Annotated in this window: 9 protein-coding genes and 1 pseudogene; 4 read left to right on the forward strand and 6 right to left on the reverse strand. The window is 72.6% G+C overall.

Annotated features, from left to right (window positions below; translation table 11 throughout):
• Positions 1-12: 12 nt before the first annotated feature.
• Positions 13-1,797 (reverse strand): serine hydrolase, encoded by a 1,785-nt coding sequence (locus ACWEKM_RS37160; RefSeq protein ID WP_451625691.1) that lies wholly within the window; start codon positions 1,795-1,797, stop codon positions 13-15.
• A 330-nt stretch (positions 1,798-2,127) separates the two neighbouring features.
• Positions 2,128-3,423, reverse strand: coding sequence for a phenylacetate--CoA ligase PaaK (gene paaK, locus ACWEKM_RS37165; protein ID WP_451625692.1), 1,296 nt, complete (start codon positions 3,421-3,423; stop codon positions 2,128-2,130).
• Positions 3,424-3,877: 454 nt separating this feature from the next.
• On the opposite strand from paaK, the gene ACWEKM_RS37170 reads away from it, so the two are divergent.
• Positions 3,878-4,207 (forward strand): hypothetical protein, encoded by a 330-nt coding sequence (locus ACWEKM_RS37170; RefSeq protein ID WP_451625693.1) that lies wholly within the window; start codon positions 3,878-3,880, stop codon positions 4,205-4,207.
• Positions 4,208-4,266: 59 nt separating this feature from the next.
• On the opposite strand, the pseudogene ACWEKM_RS37175 reads toward ACWEKM_RS37170, so the two are convergent.
• Positions 4,267-4,551 (reverse strand): annotated as a pseudogene (locus ACWEKM_RS37175) (acyl-CoA synthetase); the annotation flags it as partial.
• 164 nt (positions 4,552-4,715) lie between these two features.
• On the opposite strand from ACWEKM_RS37175, the gene ACWEKM_RS37180 reads away from it, so the two are divergent.
• Together ACWEKM_RS37180 and ACWEKM_RS37185 are read left to right on the forward strand one after the other, a co-directional pair.
• The gene (locus tag ACWEKM_RS37180; RefSeq protein WP_451625694.1) at positions 4,716-4,958 is read left to right on the forward strand and encodes a DUF397 domain-containing protein; all 243 of its coding nucleotides are present in this window, start codon (positions 4,716-4,718) and stop codon (positions 4,956-4,958) included.
• A gap of 762 nt (positions 4,959-5,720) precedes the next feature.
• Positions 5,721-6,218 carry a hypothetical protein gene (locus tag ACWEKM_RS37185; RefSeq protein ID WP_451625695.1) on the forward strand — a complete coding sequence of 166 codons (498 nt, stop codon included), beginning with the start codon at positions 5,721-5,723 and terminating at the stop codon, positions 6,216-6,218.
• A 27-nt stretch (positions 6,219-6,245) separates the two neighbouring features.
• Here ACWEKM_RS37185 and ACWEKM_RS37190 read toward each other — a convergent pair whose 3' ends face one another.
• Positions 6,246-8,255, reverse strand: a complete 2,010-nt coding sequence (locus ACWEKM_RS37190) for an N-acetylmuramoyl-L-alanine amidase (RefSeq protein ID WP_451625696.1) — start codon at positions 8,253-8,255, stop codon at positions 6,246-6,248.
• 395 nt (positions 8,256-8,650) lie between these two features.
• The gene (locus ACWEKM_RS37195) at positions 8,651-9,790 is read right to left on the reverse strand and encodes an aminoglycoside phosphotransferase family protein (protein ID WP_451625697.1); all 1,140 of its coding nucleotides are present in this window, start codon (positions 9,788-9,790) and stop codon (positions 8,651-8,653) included.
• A 254-nt stretch (positions 9,791-10,044) separates the two neighbouring features.
• On the opposite strand from ACWEKM_RS37195, the gene ACWEKM_RS37200 reads away from it, so the two are divergent.
• Positions 10,045-11,538 (forward strand): DNA-binding protein NsdB, encoded by a 1,494-nt coding sequence (locus ACWEKM_RS37200; protein ID WP_451625698.1) that lies wholly within the window; start codon positions 10,045-10,047, stop codon positions 11,536-11,538.
• Between the two features lie 80 nt (positions 11,539-11,618).
• Here the strand turns inward: ACWEKM_RS37200 and ACWEKM_RS37205 are convergent.
• The coding region (locus ACWEKM_RS37205) for a PP2C family protein-serine/threonine phosphatase (RefSeq protein WP_451625699.1) at positions 11,619-12,240 on the reverse strand (622 nt) is incomplete at its 5' end.

The following is a 12,240-nucleotide window of genomic DNA, read 5'->3' on the forward strand; positions in this document are numbered from 1 at the left end:
CGGCCCGGCCCGTCAGTCGGCCGACGGCGCCCAGCCCGCCGCCGTGATGCGGGCCGCGTCCGCCGGGCGTGCCCCGTCGAAGACCACGGCACCGCCGGCCTCGACGCGCAGCGCGTCGACGTAGGCGCCACGGCCCACGTACTGCCGGTCGGTGGTGTACCGCCAGCGCAGGGTGAGCCACCGGTCCGCCGGGAGGTCCGCGGTCAGCCGGTGCCAGACACGGCCCGACCAGCCGGTGGCCGTACCGTCCGGGTGGTCCCGGGACTCCTCGCCGCGCCGCTCGGTGGTGAACGGCACCGGCCGCCAGGAGCCGCCGCCGTCCGTCGATGTCTCCAGGACCAGCAGATCCGACCGGGGCTCGGTGTCCCACCACAGGGTGCAGCGCAGCCGCGCCCCGCCGGACGCGGTGTCGAGCGCCGGCAGGGCGAGCGTCGCCGTCGTGGCGTTCGCCATGCCCGAGAACCAGGCCGTACGACCCTCGGCGGGACGAACCGGAACGGCCCGCGCCAGCCGGGTGCCCGCGGCGACCCGGGGAGCGGAACCGGATCGCCAGGTGCGCACGGGATGCACCGAGTTGCCGAGCACCACGAGAAAGCAGTCGGTGGTCGGGTCGAGCACCAGGCAGGTGCCGGTGAAGCCAGTGTGCCCGGCGGTGCGCGGCGTGGCCATCGCACCCATGTACCAGTGCTGGTACAGCTCGAAGCCGAGACCGTGCTCGTGGCCCGGGAAGGCGGTGTTGAAGTCGGTGAACATCAGCTCCACGGACCGCGGCCGCAGGATGCGCGTGCGCCCGTACGCGCCGCCGCCCAGCAGCGTGCGGGCGAGCACCGCCAGGTCCCACGCGCAGGAGAACACCCCCGCATGGCCCGCGACGCCGCCCAGACTGTAGGCGTTCTCGTCGTGCACCTCGCCCCACACCAGTCCCCGGTCGAGGCCGGACCACGGCCTGCGCGCGTCCTCCGTCGCCGCGATCGACGGCTTCCAGGAGGCGGGCGGGTTGTAGCGGGTGCGGCGCAGGCCGAGCGGGGCGGTGATCCCGTCGTGCAGGAGGACGTTCAGCGGGCGGCCCGTGATCCGTTCGAGGACGAGCTGCAGGGAGATCAGGTTCAGGTCCGAGTAGAGGTATGTGCTGCCCGGCGGGTTGATCGGCGCCTCGTTCCAGATGAGTTGGAGCTTGTCCTCGTACCCGGGGGCGTCGTACAGCGGGATCCAGGCGCGGAAGCCCGAGGTGTGCGTGAGGAGCTGACGGATGGTCACATCCTGTTTGCCCGCGGCGCCGAACTCCGGGAGGTACGAGGCGACGGGCGCCTCCAGCGTGAGTGCGCCGCGCTCCAGCTGCTGGACGGCGAGCAGCGAGGTGAACAGCTTGGAGACGGAGGCCAGGTCGAAGACCGTGTCCTCGGTCATCGGGATCTGCCGGTCGGCCGGGAACTCGACGCCGGTGTCGGTCTTCTCGTCGTAGGCCGCGTAGCGCACCGCCATCCCGATGGGCTGGTGCAGGGCCACGGTGCCGCCGCGCCCGGCGAGCAGCACGGCGCCCGCGTACCAGGGGTGCGTGGGGGAGGGGCCGAGGAACGTCTCGGCGTCCGTGACGAGCCGGCGCAGCTGCTCGGGGAGCAGGCCGGCCCGTTCGGGCGAGCCGCGCCGCAGGGTGGGACGGCCGGTCGCCGGGGCGGCGGCGGCCGGACCCGCGGGCAGTTGGGCGAGTGTCAGCGCGCCGCCCAGGGCCAGGGTGCCGATACCCAGTCTGCGCCGGGTCGGCCCGGCCGCCGTTCTGCCCGGGACCTCGTCGGTCATCTGAGACCTCCCGTCTGAAAGTATCTTTCGGGGATTGCCATGCGCGGTGAAACTTTCCTGTCGGGTGCGGAGTGTGTCAACGGTGCACGCGGCCTCCAAAGGATCTGACGATGCATCAGAGTAAGTCTTCCGTCGTCCCGGGGGCTTCGGCATCCTGCGCCCATGCAGACGGAGCTGAGCAACCAACCGGGCTCGCCCACGGGACCGGCACGGGACCGGCACGGGACCGGCACGGGACCGGTACGGCGGTGGGCACCACAGGTGCTGGGCGGGCCGAGCGAGGCCCGCCGCGGCTCGGCGGCCCAGCCGACGGCCCTGTCGGCGGAGCGTTCAGCGCGGGCGCAGGTCCACGATCCTGCGGATCTTGCCCACCGACCGTTCCAGCGACTCCGGTTCGACGATCTCCACGGTGACCGACACGCCGATGCCGTCCTTGACGGCGGCGGCGATGACCCGGGCCGCCGCCCGGCGCGCCTCGGGCGTGGCGCCGGGCCGTGCCTCGGCCCGTACGGTGAGCGCGTCCAGGCGGCCCTCCCGGGTGAGCCGGAGTTGGAAGTGCGGGGCGACGCCAGGGGTGCGCAGCACGATCTCCTCGACCTGGGTCGGGAACAGATTGACGCCACGAAGGATCACCATGTCGTCGCTGCGACCGGTGATCTTCCGCATCCGCCGGAACACCCGGGCCGTGCCCGGCAGCAGCGCGGTCAGGTCACGGGTCCGGTACCGGATCACCGGCATGGCCTCCTTGGTGAGCGAGGTGAAGACCAGCTCGCCCTGAGCGCCCTCGGGCAGCACCTCGCCGGTGACCGGGTCGACGACCTCGGGATAGAAGTGGTCCTCCCAGATGTGCAGGCCGTCCTTGGTCTCCACGCACTCCTGCGCGACACCCGGACCGATCACCTCGGACAGCCCGTAGATGTCGACGGCGTCGATCCCGAACCGCTCCTCGATCTCCCGGCGCATCCCCTCCGTCCACGGCTCGGCACCGAAGATGCCGACCCGCAGCGACGTGCCGCGCGGGTCCACGCCCTGCCGTTCGAACTCGTCGAGCAGGGTGAGCATGTACGAGGGGGTGACCATGATGATCCGGGGCTCCAGGTCCCGGATCAGCTGGACCTGCCGGGCGGTCATCCCGCCGGACGCGGGGACGACCGTGCACCCCAGTCGTTCCGCGCCGTAGTGGGCGCCGAGACCGCCGGTGAACAACCCATAGCCGTACGCCACATGGATCGTGTCCCCGGGCCGCCCACCAGCCGCCCGGATGGCACGGGCCACCATGTCCGCCCACATGGAAAGGTCGTTGTCCGTATAGCCGACCACCGTGGGGCGTCCGGTGGTGCCGCTCGACGCATGGAGCCGGCGGATGCGGTCGCGTGGCACGGCGAACGTCCCGCACGGGTAGTTCTCGCGCAGGTCCGCCTTGGTGGTGAAGGGGAAGCGAGCCAGGTCGTCCAGGGACCGGCAGTCCTCCGGGCGCACGCCGGCCTGGTCGAAGGCCCGCCGGTGGAAGGGCACGTTGTCGTAGGCGTGCCGCAGTGTGGTCCGCAGCCGCTCCAGCTGAAGCGCCCGCAGGGCCTCCGCGTCGAGCCGCTCCCCCGCGTCGAACAGCTGCATCGCCTCCGTCATGGGGTACCTCTCCCTCACCGATCGCATCAATTCGGACGACCGATCATTCGGTTGTTTGTGTTTGGGATCAGTAATTCAGTCCGGGGCGGCCCCGGCAAGGGGTCCGGCCGCACTTTCTCGCCGCCCCGGACGCGGCCGGAATGCCGATGCGGTACCGCCGTGGCCGACCCCATGGATCTGCTCGCGCACTCGGCGGGCACGGGCCTCGTCATGTTGTACGCCGCCACATATCCGCACCGGGTGCGGCGACGGCGCTGATCACCGCCGACCCGTCGGCCACCGGCCCGCGGGCCACCGCCGAGGACCGGCTGTCGGCGCCGCCCGGCCGCAGGCGGCCGAACCGTGGTTCGAGCGGGGCTCTTCGCCCTTCGATGCCAGGCTGCGAGGCGACGGCGGGTTCGGCCCGGCCGCCATGCCGTTCTTCCACAGCCGCAGGGACGGGGCCCAGCCGCGCATGACACCGCGGCCGACGAGCAGACCGACGACGCGGGCGGCCGACTGCGCCTTCGCCGACGGCGCCTTCGCACCCGAGGCCACCCGGGCCGCCCTGGGCGGTCTCGCGGCGCCCGGCCTCCTGTACGCCCTGTACGCCGGGGAAAACCCGACGGCGGACTGTGCCCCGGCCCGGCCCGCCGCACCGCCGTCGCATTCGCTGACATCGTGTGCGAGATCCAGCCGGGCGCCGGTCACCATCCCCGGCCGGACGACCCGCAACGGTTTCGTACGCCGGGTCGCCGCGTTGCTCGGCGCGAGCCCGACCGCGCCCCGGCCCGGGCCGCCGTAGCAGCCCGGGGCGCACCTCTCTTCCGTGCGCGCCCCGGCGCCCGTGGCGTACCCGCCCTACACATCCGCCAGGGACAACCCGTCGGCGCCCGCGCGCAACTGCACCACCGCCGCCACATGGTTGCCCCAGGTGGCGTCCGGCACCGAGCGCGTCGCACAGTCGCGGTGCGACTTGAGTGCCTGCTCGCCCTCCTCCTCGTAGACCTTCTCGCCACCCGTGTTGATGCACTGCGAGCCGCGGCCGAGCACGGTGACCACGCCGCCCTCGTCCACGGTGGCCATGTCGCCCAGCAACACCCAGCGCTCGCCGTCCTTCTCGAAGAAGGTCTCGGTGGAGCGGGCCGGGAGGGTGCTCGGGCACGCCTACGGCGGCGGCGCGTAGTTCTCCTCCATGTAGCTGGTGGGCTCGCGGCCCCCCGACTCCTGAAAGGTCCCCCACACGTGGCCTGTTGGCGGCCGGAACCGGTCGCTAGGCTGGCCGCGGACGACGAACCGGGAGGAGCACGGACGTGGCCGAGAGCACCATCCAGCAGCATCCGCTCATGGGCTGGGACAAGCCGGAACTGGACCTCAGCAACGCGCAGTGGCAGTCCAGCAGCCGAGGCATCGGCGATGTCCAGATCGCCTTTGTCGAGGGGTTCATCGCGATGCGCAACAGCGGCCGTCCCGAGAGCCCTTCCCTGATCTTCACCCCCGCCGAATGGGGTGCCTTCGTGTCCGGCGCGCGGGAAGGCGAGTTCGACCTGACCTGAACCGCGCGGGGCCGAGGGCCCGCGAGCCGATCCGGGGGGTGTACCGCACCGATTTCCGGACACGTGACCGACAACGCCCTTCCGGGACCGAGGCCCGAGCAGGCTGACCCCGGAAGGGAAGATCGCATCCCGGTCGCGAGGACGATGCGCACACAGCCGGTCGGCGCGGCGGTCGACGGCTCGCAGGACAGCCTGCGCGCCCTGGACCCGGCCCCCGGCGCCCCCGGCGGCGCGGCGGCACCCCTGCGCGTGGTGCAGGTCCGGCCGTACGCGCCGTCGGCCCGGCCCGAGGCGCTGGCCGAGGGGCCCGCCCGAACCGGACGACGACAGGGCCTCGACGAGGCGCGCACCCGACTGAGCGACCCGCGGCGGCCCAGAGTGTCGAGTACATCGCCCTGCGGGGCGCGCCCGCCGCGTGCTGCCCGAACTGGGCGCCGAGGCGCACCTCCAGGTGCTCGGCTCCCGGGGACGGGGCGGCTTCGCCGGCCTGCTGCTCGCGCCCGCCCGTGCGGATGATGGGCTCCGTCACCCAGGCCGTGCTGCTGCACCCGGCCGTCCGGTCGCCGTCGTACCGCCCGCGCCGAGAAGGAAGCCCGCACCGGCGCAGAAGTGACCCCGTCCGGCTGCCCGTCCCGCCCCGCCGGGCCCCTTCCGGCCCCGCTCCGGCCACCGGCGGGCCGGCGGTGGTCACAGTGCTGCGGCTCCCCTGATGGGACGCCGCCCGGACGCCATCGACCGGGTCCGGGCACGTACCATGGCCGCATGTCGTTCCTCCGCCGCCGCAGCGCCACACCCGCCGGGCCCGACTTCGACGTGCTGGCCATGGACCCGGGTGACTGGCCCGGCAATCTGGGCGCGGGCCTGCTGCCCGCTCCCGACGGCACCTGCCAGGGCGTCTTCCTGCGTTACGACCTGTTCGGCGGTCGCGGTCCCGCGATGATCATCGGCAATCTCCCGGAGGGCTCCCCGGCCCGCGACATCGGCGACGGGGAGATCCCCTTCGAGGTCGCCCAGCTGCTGCTGGCGCTGGAGAACGACGAGGAGGTCACCGTGACCGGCGCCGAGGACATGCCGGTGCTCCAGGGCGACAACCTGCTGATCGTGCGTCGGCTGAAGCTCTCCGAGACCCGCATCTCGTGTGTCCAGTTCGACCGCAGCGACGGCGTCCTCGTCACCATCGCCGCCTGGGACCGCCCCATCACCGACGACCTGTACGCCCTGCTGAAGCCGCTCCCGGCGGAGCTGTTCCAGCAGGGCTGACGGCGCCGGCCGCCGAGCCGGGGGCCGCTATCCGGCGGCCGACGACCGCACGTCCACGTCGGCGGCCCGCACATACGCCACCCGGTGGCCGTACTGGATCTGGTAGTACAGGTCCTTGCCGGTCACGACCCGATGCGAGTCGGCGGTGAATGAGACCGCGTAGTAGTACTGGCCGGGCAACTCGTCACCGACGACATACCCCTGGCCCGCCGGGATCGTGTACGGCAGCGTGGACACCGCCTGCGCGGGCACGTCGGCCGGATAGGCATCCTTCTCCGGGTACGCCCTGCCGTACACCGGAATACTCTGGAGCCCCGCCTTGGGCGTGATCACGCGACCGGAGGCGTCCACGGCAGTCGGCTGCTTGCCCGGGTTCCTGAACCATGCCTTCTGACCCAGGTACCAGATCGCGGTCCAGTCGCCCCAGCGGCCGGCCACCGCGTACTGCTGCCCGGTCGAGACCCGCGAGGACAGGTCGTTCACACCGGTGGTCGGGGCCGTGCCGAGGCCGATGTCCTTGATCAGCGCGGAGCGCTCGTCATGGTCCGAGTACAGCCGCACCTCGCTGGACCCGTGCGCCGCGCACGGCTCGCCCGCGGTGGTGCACCCCGTGTACACCGGCTGGTTCCGCGCGTAGTCCGGCAGGATCGTGACGAGTCCGCCCTTCCGGCCGGCCGTGCGCTTGAAGGGGTGGTCCAGCAGCTCGAAGTAGTGCCGCCAGTCCCAGTACGGGCCCGGATCGGTGTGCATGCCCGGCACGGCGGAGGCGGTGGGACCCGGCACATTGTCATGGCCGAGGATGTGCTGCCGGTCCAGCGGGATGCCGTACTTCGCGGCGAGGTACTTCACCAGCCGGGCCGACGACCGGTACATCGCCTCCGTGTACCAGGCGTCCGGCGAGGCGAGGAAGCCCTCGTGCTCGATGCCGACCGACTTGGCGTTGACGTACCAGTTGCCCGCGTGCCACGCCACGTCCTTCGCCTTGACGTGCTGGGCGATCAGCCCGTCCGTGGAGCGGATGGTGTAGTTCCACGACACATAGGTCGGGTCCTTGATCAGGTCGAGGACACCGTCCCAGGCGCCCTCCGTGTCGTGGATGACGATGTACTTGATGCTCTGCGAGGCCGGCCGGTCCCCCAGATCGTGGTTGCCGTAGTCGTGGTCCCCGAACTCCTCGTACGGCGCCGGCACCCAGATGCAGGACACCGACGTGGGGCACTGGGTGCCGTCCTCGGCGGACGGGGCCAGGCCGGCCCGTTTCAGCCGCGCGGTGTCCACGGACAGACCCGACCGCGGGGCCAGCGCGACCACTTGCCCGTCGTCCGTGGTGCGCTTCGCGCCGGTGCGCAGCACGTCGTACACGTCGTTGGCGTAGGCCGCCCCGGCCGCGGTGTCGTCCGCGCCGGAGAACCGGGCCACCGCGCCGTACCAGTCGGCCGGGTCCGAGCTGAGGGGGCGGCCCAACTGTTTCTGGGCGGCGGCGAGCAGTGCGGCGCCGCCGGCCACGTTGGCCGCCGGGTCTCTCCGCAGCTCGGCCGCCGGGATCCCGGTCAGCCCGGCGGCCCGCGGCAGCGTTTCCAGACGGGCCGGGAGCGCGGACGCGTCCGGCCCGCTCGCCTCGGGGTGCCGTGCGGGGCGGGCGGGGCGGGCGCTGTCGCCACGGGCGTCCTCGGTGCCCTCGCTGTGGTGCTCCGTGGCGGTGAGCGCGGTGTGCGCGTCGGTGAGGTGCATCGGGCCGTAGCCGCCGGTCACGCTCGGCGCCCCGGCGTGCGTGTCCCAGCGGGACTGGAGGTAGGAGACGGCCAGCAGGACACTCTGCGGCACGTGATACTCGGCGGCGGCCGAGGCGAAGGCGCGCTGGAGTCCGCCTGTGGCGGCGCCGGTGGCGGACCGGGACGGGGCGGAGTCGGTGGCGGACTGGGACGGGGCGGCGCCGAGCAGCGGCAGCAGCAGCGCCGCGGCGGCGATGCCTCCGGCCGCTCTGCGCATGGGTCTGCTGCCGGGCGCGGACGTGGGGTCGGTGGCGGATCCTCGCAATGCGGCCTCCTGGGACGGTTGAGCGCGGCGGGGCGTGCGGGGCTGAGCGATGCTCAGTGGTACCGGCTTGCCGACGATCCGTCAATCATGCCCAGGGAAGCGCGATTTCCCACGTCAGACGGGGCGCGCGGGAGTTTCGTGTCGGTGGTGCGCGGGCCTGCGGGGCGTCAGTGGCATACACCAATGACCCCGCCCCGCACGGGAACAGCTGGGAATGGCCGGGAACGGTCGGGGGCGACCGGGAACAGCTGGGAATGGCCGGGAACGGTCGGGGGCGACCGGGAACAGCCGGGCACGACCGGCAGCGAGCCGGAGACGGTCGCTTCGGCGGCGGACGGTGCGACAGCACGACGATCCGCGGTGCGCCCCCACCCGCACCGCGGATCGATGCTTCGTCAGCGGGTGCCGACCGCCGCGCGCACGGCCCGGCGGGCCAGTTGGCAGTCGTCGTGCAGCCGCCTGAGAAGCAGCCGCTGTTCCTCGCCGGACGGTGCGCCCTGCTGCTGGGCCGGGCCCGCCGTCACCGGGGCCGCGTCGTGCATCGAGCGCTGCACGGCCGTCTCGTAGGTACGGATCTCCCGGGTCAGGACGAGCATCAGGTTCACCAGGAACGCGTCCCGCGCGGCGGGGCCCGTCGACTGGGCGATCTGGCTGATCTGCCGCCGGGCCATCGGGGCGTCCCCGAGGACCGACCAGAGCACGGCCAGGTCGTACCCCGGCAGATACCAGCCGGCGTGCTCCCAGTCCACCAGTACGGGACCCGCGGGCGAGAGCAGGAGGTTGGAGAGCAGGGCGTCGCCGTGACAGAACTGGCCCATGCCCTGCCGGCCCGTCGTGTGCGCGATGCCGTGCAGGAGCTTCTGCAGGTCGCCCAGGTCCCGGTCGGTGAGCAGCCCCAGCCCGTGGTACCGGCCGATACGGTCCGCGTAGTCGAGGGGCGCGTCGAACGTGCCCGCCGGGGGCCGCCAGGCGTTGAGCCGGCAGATCGCGCCGAGGGCGGCGCGGATGTCGGCCCGGGGCGGGGCCTGCACCGGATGCCGTTGCAGCGCCGCCACCCGGCCCGGCATGCGCTCGATCACCAGCGTGCAGTTGTCCGGATCCGCCGCGATCAGCCTCGGCACCCGGACCGGCGGCCGGTGCCGGACGAACGAGCGGTATGCCGCTATTTCGTGGCGGATGCGCTCCGCCCAGGCGGGCGAGTGGTCCAGTAGGCACTTGGCGACGGCCGTGCTGCGCCCCGTCGTGCCGACGAGGAGCACGGACCGGCCGTTCCGGCGCAGCACCTGCACCGGAGCGAACTCCGGGCAGATCCGGTGCACCGAGGCGATCGCCGTGCGCAGTTGCGCGCCCTGGGGGCCGGACAAGTCGAGTCTCCCGCTGAGCGGTCGGGTGGCCGGTCCCGCGGCGCGCGGTGGCCGTCCCGTGCCCGGCACGGCGGTCCCCGGATGCGCGGGGGCGAGGTAGGGACCACCGCCCGCCGGGCGGGGACGCGGTGGCCGGGGCGGGGCGGACACGGAGGACGATGCTGCGTACATGGGCGATACAGATCCCTTCGTGTACCTGCGGTGTCTGCCTGGTGCGCGCGCTGACCCGGCCCGGTAGCCGGGGAGCACCCTGGGGAATGCTCCCGTCCTTTCGAGTGGCTACCGGGTCGGGGTGGCGCATTCCTACCTGACACCGGTTGCCCAGTGGCACACCATCTGGCGCACCCTGGCGAACCCTGGCGAATAGTCGCCGGGCACCCCGCACCGGGCTACTGTCAACTCAGCCGAGAACCTGGGGGCTTGACGTGAGCGGACAATCCAACACCCGGCTCGCGGACCTGTTCGGCCTGGCCGGCTGGTCCAAGGGCGAACTCGCGAGGCTGGTCAACCGGCAGGCGGCGGCCATGGGGCACCCGCAGCTGGCGACCGACACCTCCCGGGTGCGGCGGTGGATCGACACGGGGGAGATCCCCCGCGATCCGGTGCCGCGGGTGCTGGCTGCCCTGTTCACCGAGCGTCTCGGCCGTGTCGTGACCATCGAGGACCTCGGTCTGGTGCGGCACGGGCGTACAGGGAAACGGCCCGACGGCGGGAAGGCACAACATCCCGACGGTGTGCCGTGGGCGCCCGAACGGACTGCCGCGGTCCTCACCGAATTCACGGGAATGGACCTCATGCTCAACCGACGCGGCTTGGTGGGCGCGGGTGCAGCGCTCGCCGCGGGATCCGCACTCAGCAGTGCCATGCACGACTGGCTGCACACCGACCCCACACCCACAACCGACACCCCTGCCTTCGACGACTCCCTGCATGCCGACCCCGCTGGGTTCGACCGTTACGAGGCCGCCCCCATCGGGTCGCAGGAGATCGAGGAACTGGAGCGTTCGGTCGAGGTGTTCCGGGCGTGGGACGCGGCCCGCGGTGGCGGGTTGCAACGCAAGGCGGTCGTGGGCCAGCTCAACGAGGTGGGCGGCATCCTCGCCTACCACCACCCCGGCCACCTCCAGCGGCGCCTGTGGGGCGTCGCGGCCAATCTCGCCGTCCTCGCGGGCTGGATGTCGCACGACGTCGGCCTGGAGCCCACGGCCCAGAAGTACTTCGTCATCGCCGCCCACGCGGCCCGGGAGGGCGGCGACCGGCCCCGCGCCGGGGAGGCGCTCTCCAGAGCGGCTCGCCAGATGGTGCATCTGGGCCGGCCCGACGACGCACTCGATCTGATGAAGCTCGCCCAGTCCGGCTCCGGCCCCGAGGTGCTGCCGCGCACCCGGGCCATGCTCCACACCATCGAGGCATGGGCACAGGCGTCGATGGGCAAGGGGCAGGCGATGCGCCGCACCCTCGGCCAGGCAGAGGACCTCTTCGTCTCGGACCGGGGCGATGTGCCGCCGCCGAGCTGGATGCAGACGTTCAAGGAGGAGGACCTGTACGGCATGCAGGCCCTGGCCTACCGCACCCTGGCCGAATCCGAGCCGGGCGCGGCCGTGCACGCCCAGCACTTCGCGGAGAAGGCCCTGGCCCTGCGGATCGACGGCCGGCAGCGGTCGAAGATCTTCGACTTTCTCTCCATGGCATCCGCGTGCTTCATCGCGGACGACCCCGAACAGGCGGACCGGTACGCCCGGCTGGCCCTGATGTCGATGGGATCCAACTCCTCCCATCGCACCTGGGACCGGCTGCGCCAGATGTACCGGCTCACCGCCGAGTACTCCGGCTACCCGAAGATCAACGAACTGCGGGAGGAGATCAAACTGGCACTGCCGAGGCCGAGGAACAGGGGTGGCAACAGCGCACAGGCTTAGAGCTCTTGAGCCGTGACGCCCGTGCGCGGCGTTCTCTCCGGTTCCGGCGAGTTCTGTTTCTCCTTGTTGTGCAGTGCTCCCTAGGAAGACAGTTTGGCGATGAGCACGCAGGCGTCGTCCTCGCGCTCACCCACGCCGAACTCCTCCACGACCAACCGCACACACTCCTGCGCGGTGCGCGCCGCGGCGAAGCGCGGGGCCAGGCCGAGGAGGCATTCCACGGCGTCCGTTCCGCTGTGCCCATGGATCAGTCCGTCGGTCCGCAGCAGGAGCAGATCGCCTGCTTCGAGGGTCGTTTCGGCCTGCCCGTAGGCGGCTCTCGGCGTGGCGCCGAGCAGGACTCCCTCGGGCGCCTCGTCCAGCGGGCATCCCGTCCCGTCGCGGTACAGCAGCGGGGCGGGGTGTCCCGCTCGTGCCCATTGAAGGGTGCGGTCGGCGGGCCGGTAGCGGCAGCAGACGGCGCTGCCCAGCGCGGGCTGCGCGGTGGTCTCCAGTAACTGGTTCAGCCAGGTCATCAGCGGGCCGGGCCGGGCGCCGGCCATCGCCATCCCGCGTACGGCGCCCATCAGCATCGCCTTGCCCGAGCCGACGGTGACACCGTGTCCGGCGAGGTCGCCCACGCCCAGCACGGTGTCGCCGTCCGGCAGTTCGAGCGCGTCGTACCAGTCGCCGCCGGTCGGCGCGCCCGCCGCGGCGGGCAGC

The organism is Streptomyces sp. NPDC004752, assembly GCF_053601275.1.